The organism is Onishia niordana, assembly GCF_004798965.1.
Taxonomy (GTDB): domain Bacteria; phylum Pseudomonadota; class Gammaproteobacteria; order Pseudomonadales; family Halomonadaceae; genus Onishia; species Onishia niordana.
The window spans coordinates 258,334-275,784 of the sequence record NZ_SDSD01000002.1 but is presented as its reverse complement, the minus strand read 5'-3'; the positions used below and the strand labels follow the sequence as shown (position 1 = coordinate 275,784).

General features: G+C 63.3%; 11 protein-coding genes. 6 read left to right on the top strand and 5 right to left on the bottom strand.

Going from position 1 to position 17,451, the window contains the following annotated elements; translation table 11 throughout:
• Window positions 1–157: 157 nt before the first annotated feature.
• Window positions 158–1,234 (bottom strand): NAD(P)H-dependent flavin oxidoreductase, encoded by a 1,077-nt coding sequence (locus ETC27_RS05270; protein ID WP_136253955.1) that lies wholly within the window; start codon window positions 1,232–1,234, stop codon window positions 158–160.
• Between the two features lie 92 nt (window positions 1,235–1,326).
• On the opposite strand from ETC27_RS05270, the gene ETC27_RS05265 reads away from it, so the two are divergent.
• The 5 genes from ETC27_RS05265 to ETC27_RS05245 all read left to right on the top strand — a co-directional run bounded on the left by ETC27_RS05265 (window position 1,327) and on the right by ETC27_RS05245 (window position 5,636).
• Window positions 1,327–2,208, top strand: a complete 882-nt coding sequence (locus ETC27_RS05265; protein ID WP_136253954.1) for a LysR substrate-binding domain-containing protein — start codon at window positions 1,327–1,329, stop codon at window positions 2,206–2,208.
• 109 nt (window positions 2,209–2,317) lie between these two features.
• The gene (locus ETC27_RS05260; RefSeq protein WP_136253953.1) at window positions 2,318–2,761 is read left to right on the top strand and encodes a GNAT family N-acetyltransferase; all 444 of its coding nucleotides are present in this window, start codon (window positions 2,318–2,320) and stop codon (window positions 2,759–2,761) included.
• A 251-nt stretch (window positions 2,762–3,012) separates the two neighbouring features.
• On the top strand, window positions 3,013–3,369 hold the full coding sequence (locus ETC27_RS05255; RefSeq protein WP_136253952.1) for a DUF427 domain-containing protein: 357 nt from the start codon (window positions 3,013–3,015) through the stop codon (window positions 3,367–3,369).
• Window positions 3,370–3,580: 211 nt separating this feature from the next.
• Entirely contained in the window at window positions 3,581–4,159 is a 579-nt protein-coding gene (locus ETC27_RS05250) for a hypothetical protein (protein WP_136253951.1), read from the top strand.
• Window positions 4,160–4,265: 106 nt separating this feature from the next.
• Entirely contained in the window at window positions 4,266–5,636 is a 1,371-nt protein-coding gene (locus tag ETC27_RS05245) for a hypothetical protein (protein ID WP_136253950.1), read from the top strand.
• A 154-nt stretch (window positions 5,637–5,790) separates the two neighbouring features.
• On the opposite strand, the gene recD is transcribed toward ETC27_RS05245, so the two are convergent.
• From recD to recC, 3 genes are read right to left on the bottom strand one after another with little or no spacing between them, the layout of a single operon-like run.
• Window positions 5,791–8,037 (bottom strand): exodeoxyribonuclease V subunit alpha, encoded by a 2,247-nt coding sequence (gene recD / locus ETC27_RS05240; protein ID WP_136254206.1) that lies wholly within the window; start codon window positions 8,035–8,037, stop codon window positions 5,791–5,793.
• Window positions 8,037–12,086: an exodeoxyribonuclease V subunit beta gene (gene recB / locus ETC27_RS05235; RefSeq protein WP_136253949.1), complete on the bottom strand. Its 4,050-nt coding sequence runs from the start codon at window positions 12,084–12,086 to the stop codon at window positions 8,037–8,039. The genes recD and recB overlap by 1 nt, the downstream gene beginning before the upstream one ends.
• Window positions 12,083–15,796 carry an exodeoxyribonuclease V subunit gamma gene (gene recC / locus ETC27_RS05230; protein ID WP_136253948.1) on the bottom strand — a complete coding sequence of 1,238 codons (3,714 nt, stop codon included), beginning with the start codon at window positions 15,794–15,796 and terminating at the stop codon, window positions 12,083–12,085. Before recC ends, recB begins: the two co-directional genes overlap by 4 nt.
• A gap of 354 nt (window positions 15,797–16,150) precedes the next feature.
• Between recC and ETC27_RS05225 the strand changes: the two genes are divergently transcribed.
• On the top strand, window positions 16,151–16,651 hold the full coding sequence (locus tag ETC27_RS05225) for a metallophosphoesterase family protein (protein WP_136253947.1): 501 nt from the start codon (window positions 16,151–16,153) through the stop codon (window positions 16,649–16,651).
• 106 nt (window positions 16,652–16,757) lie between these two features.
• Here ETC27_RS05225 and ETC27_RS05220 read toward each other — a convergent pair whose 3' ends face one another.
• Window positions 16,758–17,348 (bottom strand): methylated-DNA--[protein]-cysteine S-methyltransferase, encoded by a 591-nt coding sequence (locus ETC27_RS05220; RefSeq protein ID WP_136253946.1) that lies wholly within the window; start codon window positions 17,346–17,348, stop codon window positions 16,758–16,760.
• Window positions 17,349–17,451 lie beyond the last annotated feature (103 nt).

Genomic DNA, 17,451 nt, shown 5'->3' with positions numbered 1-17,451 from the left:
AGTCCGATCAAGATGCTCATTTACACCCCGTAAACTCCGCTCTTTCGCCAATTTTTGCCTTGTCTGGCCTTCGCTCGTCGACTTTTCAGACAAAGCCTATACGTGCTCCTCGATGTCGGCACCGCACGGCATTCAGGCGTTCACCGTGCCCATGACGTCAGGTGGCGTCTCGCCATTCCTGTAGAAGCCGGTTCACGAGTTCGCCGGCGGGGAGTTCGCGTGCCAGTGGCGCGCCCTGTCCGGCCCAGTGCGCCGCGAATTCATGATGGCCAAGACCGGCCGCCGCTGCGTTGAGCCGCTTGGTTGCGTCGTACGCCACAGGGTAAGCGGGGGGCGTCGTTTCGAGCATGGCTTCGGGCGTGGCTTCGGCGTGGCGAATCAGGCGGTTGAGGATGCCGCGTGCCGGGCGCCCCGATAGTACCGACGTCATGCGGGTCATCTCGGCGCGTTCGCTCTTGAGGGTCGAGCGATAGCCTTCGTTGGCCGCCGATTCCGGGCACAGAATAAAGGCGGTTCCCAGTTGGGCAGCAGAGGCGCCGAGCGCCAGGGCAGAGCGGATGCCCTGGCCATCCATGATGCCGCCGGCCGCGATGACCGGCAGGGCCATCTCCTTGACCAGCCGGCGAACGAGCACAGACGTGCTTAGCCGTTCATCTTCTGCCTGCGGATCGAAGCAGCCGCGATGCCCGCCCGCCTCAAAGCCCTGGGCCACGATCGCGTCGACGCCTCGCGCCTGGATAGTTCTCGCCTCTTGCAGGCTGGTGGCCGTCGCCAGCGTGTAGATGCCGGCTTCCCGCAGGGCGCGTATCCGCGTCTCGGAGGGTAAGCCGAAGTGAAAGCTGACCACGGTGGGGCGCGTCTCGAGCAACATCTCAAAGGCTATATCGTCTTCCACGAAGCTGCGGTAGATCTCATCGAGCTCAGCCGGCGGCTCACCGCCACTTTCCCGAAACAGCGGCGCCAGATGCGCGAGCCAGGCCGACTCCCGAGCCGCGTCACGCAATGCGGGCGCATGGCAGAAGACGTTGACGTTAAACGGGCGAGACGTCAGCGCCCGGGTCTGTTCGATCATGGCCCGGGCCTGGTCGACGCCGCTGGCGCCGATGCCCAGGGAACCCAGGCCGCCGGCGTTCGACACGGCCGCGGCCAGTTCCGGCGTGGCGACGCCAGCCATGGGCGCCTGGATGATCGGCTGGATGCTCAGCCGGTCGGTCAGGGGATTCGACGGTGTCATGTGAACGGCCTCCACGAGCGCGAGAAACGATGGCTTTTTTTATTCTCATATTGAGAATAAATTAGGCTAATGGATCCCAAAAGGCGAATATCGTGGACCTGGAAACCCTGAAAATCTTCGAGGCCGTCGCCGCTGAGCTGAGCGTGACGCGGGCCGCCACGCGGCTCGGGCGCGCCCCTTCCAACGTCACGACGCGCATCCAGCAATTGGAAGCGGAGCTGGACGCGGAACTGTTCATTCGACTCGGTAAGCGCATCACGCTTTCGACGGCGGGCCAGCGCTTCCTGACCTATGCACAGCGCCTGCTGGCGCTGGAGGACGAGGCCCGGCAGGCCGTGGGCGCCGGTAGTGGCGGCAGTTTGCGCATCGGCAGCATGGAAAGCACGGCCGCCAGCCGGCTGCCTGCACCGCTGGCGGCCTTCAACCGCGCCCATCCGGCGACCCGGCTCGAGGTCAGCACCGGCCCCTCCGGCCCGCTGGTAGAAGAAGTTCGTGACGGGCGGCTGGACTGCGCCTTCGTGGCCTTGCCCGCCGAGCTCGAGAATGAGAAAGCACTGACCGAGATGGGGCTGCAAAGCGCACCGGTATGGGAAGAATCGCTGCTGCTGCTGTTGCCGCCCGCCGATGCCGGGGCCACCACACCGGCGGAACTTATCACCCGTACTCGCACCCGCATCCTGGCGGCCTTCAAGCCCGGCTGCACCTATCGGGCCATGGCGGAGCAACGGCTCGGCATCGTCGCCGGGAGCGAGTGGCGTATCCAGGAGCTGGGGTCCTACCACGCCATGGTGGCGGCCGTGTCGGCGGGCGCCTGCGTCACCCTGCTGCCGCGCAGCGTGTTGGACCTGAGCGGCGTGTCGGATGACCTGACCACGCTGGAGATGGGCACCGTCACCACGCGTTTGCTGTGGCGCCGCGGCTACGAGACGCCTGCGTTCCAGGCGTTTGCCGAGCAGTTTTTGGGGGACGCATGACCCGCGCACCCACGCGGCTGCGCTCTGCCATTATCATTTGACACCAGCAGGTGGCATGGCGTCCTTTATGGGCGCGGTAGCGGTACATGACGCAACAAGGGAGTGTTTGATGAACGTCGAGAGCGTAAGGAAAGAAGACTATCGTGAGCTGCTGGATGTCTGGGAGGCATCGGTCAGGGCAACCCATGATTTCTTGCGCGAACAGGACCTGTTGGAGCTGAAGCCACTCATTTACGAGCAGTACTTCGGCGCGGTCGATTTAACGTGCGTCAAAGACGGGAGTGGTGAAATCCTAGGTTTCTGTGGCGTGCACGACGGCAATATCGAGATGCTGTTCATCGCACCGCATGCGCGCGGGGAGGGCATCGGCTCTTTGCTGCTGGATGATGCAGTGACAGCCCAAGGCGCCACCAGGGTAGACGTGAACGAACAGAACCCACAGGCGCTGGGCTTCTACCAGCACAAGGGATTTGCCGTCAGGGACCGCTCACCGCTAGACGGATTGGAAAAGCCCTACCCATTGCTGCATATGGAACTCGTGGATACGCCGTGACGTGCAGCGTCAGCGGCGCCGCCGCGCAGCGCCTTGCTCATCCCGATAGTTTCCCACAGCCCATTATCGCTACCCTTATGGTGGGCAAGTGGCGTTAGCGCCAAGCATCCGATGCCTCGGTTGATGTTGCGCGGATTATTCTCATGAGACTGACGTTGATCAAAAGCCTAAGTGAAATTGTCGCCAAACGGTGACATTCTGACTCCCTCGTTCTAGGCTGATGGATCAGCCGATACGCAAGGGAACTGCCGATGGCCGAGCACACCGCCTCACCCCGCATGACCCTTCATCCGCATTCCCCGCGGGTGCGAGCCCTTGCTGGCGCCCCCCTGATCGCCAATACCTTCAATGCCATCGAGCTGCGCGAGCGCGGTTATCCACAAAGGCCTGGTCTTAAAGAAGAGCTGCCGCGAGCGGATGTGGATATGTCGAAGCTCACTGTTTCTTCTACTGTCACTTACTGCCCCTTCAAGGGCGACACCGCCTATTACCCGCTGACCGATATTGCTGATGTGGCCTGGAGCTATGAACGTCCGATTGACGAGATGCAGGCGATCGCCGGACGGCTGGCCTTTGATGCGGAAAAGGTGACGGAGCTTGTGGAATGATGGCCGCTATCGACCCAAAGCGCTCCTTCCGAAAAATGCAGCAAGCACGCGAATTCGGTAAAAACTGCCTGATCAAAGTTAATATCATTACGAATCATGCGGTTGCGTCTGACTCGGTAGCTGTATTGTTCAGAAAAACGTGCCAGCACGTTCATCCAATCATAGAGCGCGCTTAATACCTATTAGTCTCCGTCAGCACTGAGAGGTTTAAATGACTGATAATAGTAAAACCAAGAAAGTCAAAGTAAAAAGAAATATCTATGAGCATGGGTATTTAGGTTCAATTGCATTAAATCAGCTAAAGCAGGCTAAAGCTGAAGAGGATGGCCACCGCTTTAGGTGGATAATCCCATCAATGGCTTTTTCTGTGTTTCGCGTAGAGGCACTATGTAATATTTATGGGGGGCAATTATTTCCGCATTGGACTCATTTTGAGTCTACTTCATTCATCGGGAAAATTGCGATGATATCTGAGTTTCTCAACATTGAAGTAGATTTTTCAGCGGAGCCATGGCAAACATTGAACAACATGAAACGTTTCCGAAACGCACTAGCTCATGCAAAACCTCAAAAGGTTACAGAGATTCATGAGGTGCCGGAGAGTCGCCCTGAAAGGTTAGTGCCATTCCCGCAAGATAAGAAGACTATCATGTCATATTTATCAATAGAAAATGCTGAGCACTTCGAAGAAGTAGCGACTGAATTAGAAATGATGTGGATGCAAGGCGCTAAATTATCAGGACATTCAGTTGATACGATTGGCGCACCGACATATGAAACCATAGGTTAAGGCTAACAAGCGAATGTTGTCGGACTGTTTTTCCGCTGCGCTCCAAGTCAGCCGCAAATACGGGCGTTATGGTTTACATCACGCTCTGATTAGAGAATAGATTTATATGAATTTTAAACAGAAAAGAGAAAAGACTAGTGCGCGTTGGAACTTTTTTTCTAAAGCGGATGTTCTTGGCTCGTTCGACTTTATGACCTTAACTATATCACTAGACTCACTTGGTATGGATGATTTCAATCGCTTGGAGGGATTGCTGGCTAGTGGGGACTACAAAGATGGAGTTTTAAATCGAAATCTTGAATATGACCTATATGAAAACCTCAAAAAGCTGTATGGCCTTTCATTTCATGAGTACACCCACTTCATAGATTCCACATCGACTGCTTGGGGTGCGACCTTCTTGCTTAGTCTAAATGAGGCATACCTGACGAATCCCGATATATTTGGTGTGGAAGAAAGTGAATATCATAAGGCCAAGTATTTCTTTGATTTAGCTAAGTCATTCAAGCTTCCTGATTACTATACAGCAAAGACTCCTGAGGTAGATCCTTCTACTCCTTGGTCATATCAGGTAACGGCAGGCAAGAGATTCAATAACAAGGGAGAACTCTCAGATACTCCCATAACGTTTATCTCTTTTGGGAACTCAAATGGGGAAAGAATTGTCAGGTCGCCTCTATCTATGATTGCAGTTTTAGAGGTTTCGGCTATGGCCCAGGAAATCCTCTACAAAAGCTTTTTAGTAAATGTGCTTCCAGAAGATTCCCGCTTGGTAGAAAGCTCGCTGCTGGAAAGAGAGTCTTTGAGTTTTATATACAACCATGATCTTACCGAGTACTCTGCATGCGCACATTTAGTGGCCAATACCCACGGGTTTACTGATATTATAGTGGCTTATAGGGTTTGCGAGAAAATCGCGACAGTTGTGCTTAATTTTACCGACAAGTGTTTTGATGAGATCTGCTTTTCTAAGTCCGCTAAAAAAATACTTCAAATTGATAAAGATGAGTCTCTCAATGTCGTGTATAAGAGTTCTATAAAAAACAGAGATAGAGGTTTTATCTTCTATTTGATTTGCCTTTTAATGCCAAAAGGGAGTTATGAATATAGCGAGGAAATCATCAGAGGGATATCAGATTCATTGGGAAATATGGGTCTCAATTACCATCAAGTTATAATGGCTGCGAGGCGAGAAGTTGAAGTGGCTTCACAAACGCTGTCAACATCACCAATAAGATCAGTATCAAAACTTTCTGGATCTCTGCTCAAAAATTTCGATCAAAAGCTGGCAGGCAAACAAGGGATGTATGACTTTTCATCTTTTGACCTGCCTCCTGTTCTTCTGGGTGATTGTGAGACCGTTACTGCAAGCCCAGGAGTTGATAATGCCTTAAAAAAATTCGATATCGAAGAGGCATACAACGAACTAGTTGAAGGGCAACTATGGGTAGAACGCTTTTCAGAAGCCTGTTCATAAGGGCCATAACAAGGCGCTGCTGCGGAAAATGTACTAGCTAGCGCTCCAAAAGTTTCCGCAGAGCGCTGGCATTATATCAAAGCTTGATGAAGGACCGTTCCTAGCCGAAAGCTGACTTACAATTCGGCCTATATTATAAAAGGGCAGAAGCCCATCAACTCCCCAGCCCACTCACCCTCATCACTCTTCTCTGCGCCGCGTCCAGCAACTGACCGCGGCCGGTTTCCACCAGCGTTAGCCAGTGGCGGGCGCGGGTGATGCCGGTGTAGACCAGCTCCCGGGTGAGGATGGGGTTCGGCGCATCGGGCAGCACTAGGGCGGCGTGGGTGAACTCGGAGCCCTGGGATTTGTGTACCGTCATCGCGAACACCGTCTCCACCGCTTGCAGGCGGCTGGGCAGCACCCACTTGATGCGGTCGGTGCCGTCGCCGGCGGGGAAGGCCACCCGCAGCAGGCGGCGGTCGTTGCCGGCCACAGAGCGCGGGCGCGGCATATCCAGGGTGATGCCGATATCGCCGTTCATCAGCCCCAGGCCGTAGTCGTTTTTCGTCACTAGCACCGGGCGGCCAGGGTACCAGCGTTGGCGGCCGTCCTGGCTGTCGATCAGTTTTTCCCGCTCAAGCGCCTGGCGCACCCGCTCGTTCAGGCCTTCCACGCCCCAGGGGCCACGGCGCAGTGCGCACAGCAGTTGGAAATCACCGTGCGCCGCAAGCACGGTGCGGGCCCAGTCATCGAATGCTTTCTGTTCCGCGTCATCCGCCGGGCGCCGCTCGGCCATCACGCTCAGGAAATGGCGATAGCCCACCGGTGGCGGCAGCGTTTCGTCGTGGTGTAGTCGGCCCTGGCCTGCATTGGGAAAACGCTCGGGGCAGCCGGTCACGGCCAGGCGGGCCAGGCCGCGCTCGTCGTCGGCGGAAAGCTTCAGGTGTGAGAGGTCCGCGAAGCCATGGTTGAGGGCGTCACCGATGGCGCGGCGCTTGTCGGCGGGCTCGGCTTCCAGATTGATCGCGGCGGCCAGTTGACCGATGCCGCTGTCGGCGGTGAAGCGGTGGCTGACGCGCAGCATAGCGATGGCCTGGTCCAGCGGCTGGCCGTCGGTGTTCAGGGTGTTCTCGGGCAGCGGCTGGCCGGTGGCCTGGGCCAACCACTCGGCGGTGGCCGGGGTGTAGTGGCCGCCCTCGGCCCGGGCGCATAGGTCACCCAGCACGGAACCGGCCTCCACCGAGGCGAGCTGGTCCTTGTCGCCGAGAAGCACCAGCCGCGCTCGGGGCGGCAGAGCCTCGAGCATCGCGGCCATCATGCCCACGTCCACCATCGAGGCCTCGTCCACCACCAGCACGTCAAGCGGCAGCGGGTTGTGGCGGTCGTGGCGGAAGCGGCGGGTGTCGGGGCGCGAGCCGAGCAGGCGGTGCAGGGTGGAAACCTCCTTGGGAATCACCTCGCGCAGCCGCTCGGGATCGTCGGCGAGGCCGTTGAGGTCGAGCCTGGCTACTTGGCCGGCGATGGACTCGTTGAGCCGCGCGGCGGCCTTGCCGGTGGGCGCGGCCAGGCGGATGCGCAGGGCCTGCTCTCTTGCACCCTCACCTTCGCTGAAGGCTTGAGCCTGAAGCAGAGCGAGCAGGCGTACCACTGTGGTGGTCTTGCCGGTGCCGGGGCCGCCGGTGATCACCGCGAAGCGCGAGCGGCCGGCCAGGGCGCAGGCCGCCTTCTGCCAATCGAGGGGCGGGGGCTGTGTCGGCTCGGGAAACAGCGCATCGAGAATCGGGCGCAGGCGGGCCGCGTCCGGGGTGTCGGTGTTATCCGTTTCACTAAGCCTTGCGACGATCCGGCTGTGGATATCCTGCTCGTGCTGCCAGTAGCGGCGCAGGTAGAGGCGTGGGCACGCATTGGTGCCGGCGAGCACAAGCGGGGTGCTGCCGGGGCCTTCGGCCACCAGCTCGGGCTGTGCCAGCGCCCTGCGCCAGGCGTCGAGCTCCAGCGCGGCCATCACCCGGCTGGGCAGCGGCGGCGGGTCCTCCAGGCTATCGCCCTCCGGCGGCAGCGAGAGCGCCAGGTCCGGGGTGGCCAGCGTCTGGGCAAGGTCGAGACACACATGGCCGCGGCCGAGCTGATGGCTGGCCAGCGCCGCTGCGAGCAATAGCAGAGGTGAGGCCTCACTTACGCTGCTTTCCTTGTCCTTCCCGCTTTCACGGCTCGCTTCGCGATGTAGGAAGGCGGCGAAGGCGCGGTCCAGCGAACGCAGCCAGCCGCGATTCACCCAGCGGTCGAGCAGGGCGAACAGCACCGCGTGATCGGTCAGCGCGGTTTCGGGCGCTCGAATAAGCGCGTTTTCGGGCGCTTGAATCAGCGCGGTCTCCGGGGCGTCGGTATTGACCGGGGAGGTGTTGGAAGATGTCGGCATCATGCGGCGGCCTCCTCGGCACTGAATAGGGCATCGAGCGCGAGGATCAGCTCGCTTGGCGGACGTTCGGCGTGCACGCCGCGGGAAGGCGCGCGGGTGCCGCGCAGGAAGACGTAGAGCGCTCCGCCCAGGTGGCGTTCGATATCGTAGTCCGGCAGCCGGGCTTTGAGCAGCCGGTGCAGGGCCATCAGGTAGAGGCAGTACTGCACGTCGTAGCGCTTCTCCAGCACGGCCTCAAACATCGCCGCCTCGGTGTAGGCGGCATCATCCGCACCCAGGTGGTTGGACTTCCAGTCGAGCACGTAGAAGCGCCCTTCGTGTTCCACCACCAGGTCGATGAAGCCCTTGAGCATGCCATTCAGCGTATCGGGCTCCAGCGCCGGCCGTGGGCGCCCACCGAGTGTGTGAGCGCTTACGAGGGCGTCCAGCTTGCGCGTATTCACCTTGTGGGCGGCAAACCAGAATTCCAGCTCGACGCGGTAGTCGGTGGCGCCGTTCAGAGCATCCAGGCGCAGCGGCGCGGCCTCGCCATCGCCCGAATCCGGCACTGGCAGCGGCGTGGTCAAGAGCTCCGGCAGCCACTGTTCGAGGGCGGCGATCTGGCCTTCCCAACCGCGACGATTGGCGCGCCGGGCCAGGGTATCGGTACGTAGCTCGGCGTCCTCGGCAATCTTGGCGAAGCCTTCCTCGCCGGCCCATTCCAGCAGGCCGTGCAGGAAGGTGCCCGCCGAGGGCCCGCGGGGGAAGCGGTGAAGCGAGCCCTCGCTCACCGTGGCGGCGTTGGCATCGAAGGGCTCGTGGATCACCTCCATGGCCGTCGCCTCATCGGCGGTGGTGGGTTCGGGGGATGGCTCGGTCTCGTTGGAGGCTTCTGCGTTGTTCTCATCTGGGGTGGCGCCGGTACGCAGCGCCGAGTAGCTGGCGATCCACCAGTGTTCGCGAATCGCCCGGGTGGGCGCGCGGGCCTCACCCAGCGGCGTGTCGTCACTGGCGAGCTCGACTGGCGTGGTATCAACCTCGGGGGCGTCCTGCACCGTGACTCTTGGAGCGCCATCATTGTCGTGCTCGTCGGCCAGCGCCTCGAGCGCCGGGCGCAGGTTATCCGGCGTTAGCGCCTCGCCCCCAGCGATCAGATGGCCGACGGCGCTGCGCTCGATGGCCTCCAGCGGCGCCAGGCCGAGCCAGGTAGCGTGACGGGCGCGGGTCAGGGCGACGTAGAGCTTGCGCAGATCCTCGCCCAGCCGCTCGTGGTCGGCGCGGGCGAGCGTCGCTTCGTCGGCGGACAGCGTCAGGCGCAGGTGGCCATCGTCATCGTGCCAGCGTAGCGGCAGGTCGCCGGCCTTTACCGGGCGGAAGGCGGCGATGAAAGGCAGGAATACCAGCGGGTATTCCAGGCCCTTGGACTTGTGGATGGTCACCACCTGCACCAGGTCGGCGTCGCTTTCCAGGCGCAGGCGGTGGGTGTCGGATTGCGCCTGCGGGTGCGCGCGCGACTCGGCCAAGAAACGCAGCAGGGCATGCTCGCCGTCGATCTCGGTGCTGGCCTCCTGGAGTAATTCGCCGAGGTGCAGCAGGTCAGTGAGCCGTCGCTCACCCTCGGGCACCGCCAGCAGCCTGCCGGGCACCGCGAAGTCGGCCAGCAGCCGATGCAGCATGGGCAGCACGCCACGGCGCTGCCATTGGCGGTGGTAGTCGCGGAATTGCATGACCCGCGACTCCCAGGCCAGCTCGTCTTGCTGGGGGCCGCCGTTCAGGGCATCGAGTTCGGAAAGCGACAGCCCGAGGCTGGGTGTGGCCAGCGCAGCGCGCAGGCAGCGCTCGTCGTCCGGCGCGGCGCAGGCGGCCAGCCACACCTCCAGCTCGGCGGCGGCCTCGGTCTCGAACACGCCTTCCTTGTCGGAGAGGTAGACGCTGCGGATGCCCCGGGCCAGCAGGGCGGCGCGGATGGCGCGGGCCTCGCCGGCGTTGTTGACCAGCACGGCCAGGTCCGACGGTGCCAGCGGCTTAAGCGCTTCGTTTTCGGTAAAGCCCGTTTGCCCGGCCTGGCCCTCGCGCAGGAGGCTTGCCATCTCGGTGGCGCAGCGCCCGGCTAGCTCGTGAAGATAGGCCGATTTCGACAGGGCCTCTTCAGCGTCCAGGTGCCAGAGCGTCAGCGCCGGCTGGGGCGCGCCGTGTCTAACCAGAGCATCCTTCCTGCCATTCGCGTCCACCGGGGCGAAGGGCACCGGGTTGTCATCCCCGCGCCTGAACAGGAAGGCGCCGGCTTCGCTCTGTTCGGCGTGTTCGAACACCCGGTTGACTGCCTCGACCATTGGCGTGGCGGAGCGGAAGTTGGTGCCCAGGGTGACGTGGCGGCCGGCGGTGTCGCGCCTAGCTTGAAGGTAGGTGTGAATATCGGCGCCGCGGAAGGCGTAGATCGCCTGCTTGGGGTCGCCTATCAACAGCACGGCGCTCTCTTCACTGTCATCAGCGGCGCCGCGATTCTCGGCTAGCCGGTAGACGCGGTCGAACAGCCGGTACTGCACCGGGTCGGTGTCCTGGAATTCGTCGACCAGCGCCACCGGGAACTGCTCGCGGATACGCGCGGCAAGGGTCTTGCCGGCCTCGCCGGCGAAGGCGGCGTCCAGCCGATGCAGCAGGTCATCGGGGCCGAGCTCAGCGCGGCGGCGTTGTACGGTCTCGCGGCGGGCGGCCATCCAGTGCACGGCGTGGGCGAGCAGGTCGGCGAAGGGGTCGGGCAGCTCGGCGAGCTGATCCGGTAGCGCTTCCAGGGCCTCGAGCGCCGGCAGATTCGGTGTGGGGTCTTCCTTCCATATCTCGGCGATGCCCTCGGGCGTCAGGCGCTTCCAGGCGGCATCGGTCAGCGCCGGCTTGGCGAGTTCGGGATCATTCGCCCAGTCGCGCAGGGCGGCGATCCAGTTGGCGCGGCTTCGGGCGTTGAGCTTCTGGCCGTTGAACGCCTTGCGCTTGGCGGCGGCCTCGAGCAGTTCCTCCAGCTCGTCCAGCCAGACCGGCCAGGGCGCCTTAATTTCGGCCAGCGCTGCGGCGCGCTGCTCACGGTAGTTGGCCAGCGCCTCGAAGGGCGGGGGTGCGACGGGCAGGGCGGCGGCGTGGGTGCGCAACCGGCCGGCGGTGTCGTTGAGGGTGTCCGGGGTGGTCCAGTAGCGGGCAATGATCTGCAGCGCCTCGGGGTCGAGGTCATAGTAGAAGCTGCGCCAGTAGTCCCGGGCGATCTCCAGGTCCATCTCCGACTGGTCCAGCGACATCTCCAGGGCGAACAGGCTGCCGCTGTCGAAGGCGTGCTCGCGCAGCATGCGGTGGCACCAGGCGTGGATGGTGGAGACGGCGGCCTCGTCCATCCATTCGGCGGCCAGCCGCAGGCGGCGGGCGCAGGTTGGCCAGCTCTCGCGGGGGTAGCTGTCGCGAAGGGCGATCAGCGGGTCGTCGCTCGGCTTCTCATTGCTCAATGGAACGCCGCCCGACGGGGCGCCGCCCGACACTTCGTCTTCAGGCGCCACGTTATCCACCGGTGGTTCGGCGAAGAGGTCGCCTGTCATGGACGGGGCTTTTCCTGTGGCAGCCCTTTGCGGAGGCGCTGTGGACCCTTCCCTGGGCGCTACCGATGCCATCCCTGGCATCGGACCTCCGCTACGGTCTGCCCCAGGCGCCCCTTCGTGGCTATCGCTACTTACCAAGGAGCCAAGGGCCGTCACTGATTCGGGCGTGTCGTCGGGCGCCTGTGGAGAGAAGGCTTCGGCGGCCTGCACTAGCCGGGCGCGGATGCGGTCGCGCAGCTCCTGGGTGGCGGCGTTGGTGAAGGTAACCACCAGGATCTCCGGCGGCGTCAGCGGTCGGGGAAAGCTGGCCGCGTCGGCTTCATGTTCTTCGTTTGAGCCCCGCGGTCCAAGCACCAGGCGCAGGTAGAGCAGGGCAATGGTGAAGGTCTTGCCGGTACCGGCGCTGGCTTCGATCAGCCGGCTGCCGGTCAGCGGCAGGGCAACCGGGTCGAGGCGTGGCGTCTCGGAGGCCTGGGTGGCGACATCGCTCATTTCGTGCCTCCCTTGCTGCCTTGCTTCTTGTCGGCACTCTTAGTCTTTACGGCATCATGTAGCGGGGCGTAGAGCGCATTCGTCAGCTCGGTGAAGTGCCGCCCGGCGGCCTGATGGCGTACCAGGTGCTCAAAGTCGCGCCACTGGCGGGCAAGGTACGGATCGCGATCGCGCTCGCCGGGCGTGTAGTCGTTACCCTCGAACACCTGAACGGCGGCCTTCCAGGCCTTGAGGTCGGCTTCTTCTGCCTTCTCTTCATCACCGAAGACGCGGGCCAGGGCGCCGTCGTCGCCGCCCTTCTCGTGCCAGGCGAAGGCGGTGTCGCGGGCCAGCGGCAGCGGGGCGGTCATGCCGGCGCGCCAGGCGCGGGCGATGGCCTCCAGGTGCTTGCGGGCGGTGCTGGCGTCCAGCGGCGCCAGGGTGCCGCCGCCAGCGCGGGAGAGCAGCACCGTGGTCATGGGGCCGATGGCGAGCTGGCCGGCCAGATGCGCGACCCAGGGGGCGAGCCAGTGCTTCCAGTTGTATTTGCCCTTGTTGACCAGGCTGCTGGTCATCAGCACCAGCCGGCAGCGCTCGCCGTCTTCGTTCTCCCGCAGGCCGTCCAGCCAGTCCTCGATGTGCAGGGGGCCGGTATCGGTGGCGAGCTCCAACGACACTGCCGCTGGGGTCTCCCAGGCGAAGGGCCAGGCTTCGAGCTGGTCGGCGTAGTCGCCAAGCACCTTGTCTAGCGGCTCGACGAGTTGCTCGCGCATCAGCTCGGCGAAGCCGCCCATGGCCAGGCGGCCCTCGCGCTCCAGGCGCTCCAGAGTGTCGTGGATGGCGGGTGTCGGCGGCTCGGCTGCGTCCACGGCGCGGCGCCCGGACTCGATCAGCGCCTGCTGGAGCTGCCAGTGGTCCAGGCCATCCAGGGCGAAGGGTTCGTGATCGGGGCTTTCCAGCGCCTCGCGCTCCAGGTAGACGCCGAGCCGGGTGGTGAAGAAGGCTTTGACCGGGTCCTTGAGAAAGCCGGAAAGGCGCGCCAGGGGCAGTGCCGTGTCGATCTCCATCGGTGGTAGCTCGCCGTCTACGGCGGCTTCGGGAGATGGCTGGCCGGCGTGGATTGCCCGCCATTCATGAGCGTAGGTAAATAGTGCCGGGTTGTCGGAAAAGCTCTCTACCGTGCCCGACCCCGCGCGGCTTTCTACTGCGCCCGAACCCGCACGGCTTTCTACCGTGCCCGAACCCGCACGGAAATATTTCCGACTAAACGGCTGTAGCGGATGCTCGGTGGTCAAGGCGTCGACCAGCGCCTGGCCGGCGTCCTCATCCTCCGCTGTGCCGGCGAGCCGCCAACCAGCGGCGAGGTGGTCGCGCAGCTGGCCAAGCAGCACCGAGGGTGGGCGTGGCTCGTTGTCGTGAATGCTGCGGCCGACCCAACTGATCATCAGGCTGTCGCGGGCCGAGAGCAGCGCCTCGAGGAACAGGTAGCGGTCGTCCTCCCGGCGCGAGCGGTCGCCGGGGCGGTAGTCGCTGCCCATCAGGTCGATGTCCAGCGGGCGCTGCACGCGTGGGTATTCGCCGTCGTTCATGCCCAGCAGGCAGACGTGGCGGAAGGGGATGGCGCGCATCGGCATCAGGGTGGCAACGTTCACTGCGCCGGCCAGGAAGCGCTGAGAGAGATTGGCTTCGTCGAGCTGGCCAAGCCAGTGCTCGCGCACCACCGAGAGCGGCAGGGCCTCGGTCAGGCCGGCGTCCTCGGTGGTCTCCTGCCAGTCTTCCAGCAGTTCGCCCAGGCGGTTGAGGGTGGCGAGGTCGGCCTCGTCCTCGGCGGCGAAGCACTCGCTCAGCAGGTCACGTAGGCGACGGCACCAGGTGGCCACGTCGGCGGGCTCGGATAGCGCGCGCCACTGGGCTTCGAGGGCATCGAGCAGGTCCATCAGCGGGCCGGCCAGGGCCGCTTCCAGGCCGCCGATGTCACCAAAGGGCTCGATGTCGTGCCAGGGGCCGTCCGCCGTATCGCCCACGGCGTAGCCCAGCAGCAGCCGGCGCAGGCCGAAGGCCCAGGTGTTGGCGGTGAGCCCGCCGGGTAGGTCGAGCTGGGCGCGCTGCTCGGCGTTGAGCCCCCAGCGGATGCCAGCGCCCTCGATCCAGCGGCGCAGCACCGGCAGGTCGTCGGCGGTCAGTCCGAAGCGCCCGCGCAGGGCAGGCACTTCCAGTAGGTCGAGCAGGTCACTGACCGTGAGCCGCGATTCCGGCAGGTGCAGCAGCGCCTCCAGCGCCACCAGCAGCGGCTGACGGTGGCGGCTGGTCTGGTCGGAGAGCGTGAAGGGAATATGGCGCGGGTCGTCCTGGGGCAGCCGGCCGAATACCGCCTGCACGGCGGCGGCGTAGGTATCGATGTCCGGCACCATCACCAGCACGTCACGCGGGCGCAGCGTGGGGTCGGCGTCGAAGGCGGCCAGTAGCTGATCGTGAAGGATCTCTACCTCGCGCAGGGCGCTGTGGGCGACGTGGAAGCGCAGGCTGCGGTCATGAGCCGGGTCCACCGCTGGCCAGGTGTCGCGGGTCTCCTGGGGTGGCCGCAGTTCGAGAATGTCGTCCTGCAGTTGCTGTAGCAGCCCCGCGGCTTCGCCTTCGGCGGGCGAGTCGAACAGGTCGATGCGCAGCGACTCGGCATCGAACAGCGCCCGGTAGGCGTCCTGGTCGTCGAACTCATCGAGCAGGCGTAGGTAGTCGCGGCCCTGCTTGCCCCAGGCGGCCAGCAGCGGCTGGGCGTGCAGGTGAAGCTGGGTGTCATCGAGTTCGAGCGGCATGCCGGGGCGATGGCGCTGGCGCCGGCGGGCGGCCCGCAACAGATCCTTGTGCTCGATGATGTCCGCCCAGTAGTGGCGGCAGGGGTTATGCACGCAGAGCAGTACCTGGGTGACCTTCGACACCGCGGCCAGGGCCTCCAGCGTCTGGCGGGGCAGCGAGGAAATGCCGAATACCACCACCCGGCGCGGCAAGCCAGCCGGTCGCGTCTCTTTGTTCAGGGCGTCGGGCGTCAGTTCGCGGCAGGCCTCGAGGAAGCGGGTGTGCACCCAGGCGCGGCTGGTGGCGAGGCCGTTTTCGCCCAGTCCTTGAGAAATGTCGTCGCGCAGCCGCCGCCACAGCGCTGGCTGCCAGCATTGGTCCTCGGCCAGTGGCCGGGCCTGGCCGCGGGCATCGATCAGCTCGTCACGGCCCTCGGCCCAAGCGGAAAGCCAGTCGGCGCGGTAGACCTGGTATTGGTCGAACAGGTCGGCCAGGCGCTCGGCGAGCTGGTGGCGCTTGCGCAGGTCATCGTCGTCAGCCAGGAAACGGGCGAGGGGGGCGAAGGTCTCGTCATCGGTAAGCTCTGGCAGTAGGCGCATCAACCGCCAGATAAGGCGCGGTTTGTCGAGCGGCGAGGCCGGCGGCACGGCCTCGTTTCCCAGCACTGCACGATAGGCCTGCCACAGATAGCGCGCCGGCAGGGTGACGTCCATCGCCGCGGCGATGCCGGCGCCGGCGGGCGGATCGGCGGCCAGCGCCAGCTTCAGCCACTGGCTGATGCCGTTGCTCTGCACCAGAATCACTTCGTCTTCCAGCGGCCCCAGCGGATGAGTCCGCAGCCATTCCACCGCCAGGTCGCGCAGCGTTTCCAGGCGATTGCCGTGGATCACCATGAAGCCGGGGCTGAGCTCGGTTCCCTGAGAGAGACTAAGGGGCATGGCGATTCCTTCGCGACGATGAGGTGAGGATCAATGGTGCCGCAAATCGCCGAGGGTATGAAGCGGGCGAGATTAGGGTGAGCATTGATGCTGGGCAGGAGTCGAGAAGGCGTGCCAGTCTTGCCTGGCGAGAATAGCGATCTGGTGCCTTTTTCACCTGCCTTTTTCACCTGCCTTTTTCACCTGCCTTTTTCACCTGCCTTTTTCAATCTGGCTGGGAGTGACCTTTACCATGAGCTTATCGACACCGCTGACCACGCCGGACTATACCCAGTACAAGGTGGAGAACTCGCCCTACGCTGATTGGCACGCGGCGCTGACGCGCACTTGAAGAGGCTGTCGGGAAGCGGATGCATGAATAACGATCACGTTGAATTCGACGCCACAATCGACGCCCCGATCGGGGTGATCGCCGATACCCATGGCACGCTGCGCGACGAAGCATTGGCGATGCTGGAGGGCTGTAGGTTGATCCTGCATCTCGGTGATGTGGGCAGTCGCGACCGTGATGAGGCTATTCTCGCGCGACTGGGCGAGCTGGCGCCGGTGCTCGCCGTGCGCGGTAACGTCGACACCGCAGACTGGGCCGAGAAGATGCCCTGGCATCGTGATCTCACAATCAACGGCTGGCGTCTGCATTTGGTGCACGACATCGCCGATTTCGATGCCGAGACGCCATGCGATGCCGTGCTTCACGGCCATTCCCACAAGGCACGCAACGAGTGGCGTGACGGACGGCTGCTGTTCAATCCCGGTGGCGCCGGTCGGCGCCGCTTCTCGCTGCCACTGACGCTTGGCAAGCTGTGGGCCGATGCCTCGGCCGTGCGCGGCGCCATCCTGCATCTACCGCTGTAGCCTTTATCAAGCGTGGCGATGCCCGGCTCTCTCGTCGACAGGTGACTAGGGGGCGGCAGTTGCAGCAGTCATAAGGCCGGGGTATTTCATGTTGACTGGTGGCCCTTCACCCCAAGTCGAAGGGAATTTCGCCGGCCTCGTGGGCGAGTAGCCACTGCTTGCGACCGATGCCGCCGGCATAGCCGGTCAGGCGCCCGTCACTGCCGATCACCCGGTGGCAGGGCACGACGATGGCCAGCGGATTCTGGCCGTTGGCGCGGCCCACCGCGCGCTGGCCGCCACGGCGGTTAAGCTGCTCGGCTATTTCGGCGTAGCAGCGGGTCTCGCCGAAGGGAATGGTGGCAAGTGCCTGCCAGACACGTTGCTGGAAATCGGTGCCCTTGGGAGAGAGCGGTAGATTGAAGGTCTGGCGTAGGCCGTCGAAGTATTCCTCTAATTGGGCGCGGGCGCGATCGGTCAAGGCATTGGAGTGGGTCGGCTCGGTTGCCTCCGCCTCGGTGACGAAGGCGATCTCGGTAAGCCCTTCGTTATTGGCGCGCAGTCGAATTAGGCCCAGGGCCTCGCTCTCCGGCGGGCGGTAGTAGTCGATAGCGACGGCGAGATCGTCGGCTAGCGGGGCAGCGGATGAGTCGCCGTCCCGTTCGGCGAGATCATCATCGCGCTGATCGAGGCGGGAGACAGCGGGGGCAGAGGACATGACGGTGACTCCTGGAGCGGTCGTGCCGGCGCGGCGCTGAGAAAGCGCAGCAAGAGGCACAGGAAACAGCACTACCGAGACCATAGCGGAAAGTGACGCCTCT

What these genes read in the sequence shown, in the direction of transcription:
- recB (WP_136253949.1), bottom strand. Translation starts at nt 12,086, where the DNA reads ATGAGCGATGTCGCCACCCAGGCCTCCGAGACGCCACGCCTCGACCCG.
- ETC27_RS05270 (WP_136253955.1), bottom strand. Translation starts at nt 1,234, where the DNA reads ATGACACCGTCGAATCCCCTGACCGACCGGCTGAGCATCCAGCCGATC.
- ETC27_RS05250 (WP_136253951.1), top strand. Translation starts at nt 3,581, where the DNA reads ATGACTGATAATAGTAAAACCAAGAAAGTCAAAGTAAAAAGAAATATC.
- ETC27_RS05260 (WP_136253953.1), top strand. Translation starts at nt 2,318, where the DNA reads ATGAACGTCGAGAGCGTAAGGAAAGAAGACTATCGTGAGCTGCTGGAT.
- ETC27_RS05255 (WP_136253952.1), top strand. Translation starts at nt 3,013, where the DNA reads ATGGCCGAGCACACCGCCTCACCCCGCATGACCCTTCATCCGCATTCC.
- recD (WP_136254206.1), bottom strand. Translation starts at nt 8,037, where the DNA reads ATGCCGACATCTTCCAACACCTCCCCGGTCAATACCGACGCCCCGGAG.
- ETC27_RS05225 (WP_136253947.1), top strand. Translation starts at nt 16,151, where the DNA reads ATGAATAACGATCACGTTGAATTCGACGCCACAATCGACGCCCCGATC.
- ETC27_RS05245 (WP_136253950.1), top strand. Translation starts at nt 4,266, where the DNA reads ATGAATTTTAAACAGAAAAGAGAAAAGACTAGTGCGCGTTGGAACTTT.
- ETC27_RS05220 (WP_136253946.1), bottom strand. Translation starts at nt 17,348, where the DNA reads ATGTCCTCTGCCCCCGCTGTCTCCCGCCTCGATCAGCGCGATGATGAT.
- recC (WP_136253948.1), bottom strand. Translation starts at nt 15,796, where the DNA reads ATGCCCCTTAGTCTCTCTCAGGGAACCGAGCTCAGCCCCGGCTTCATG.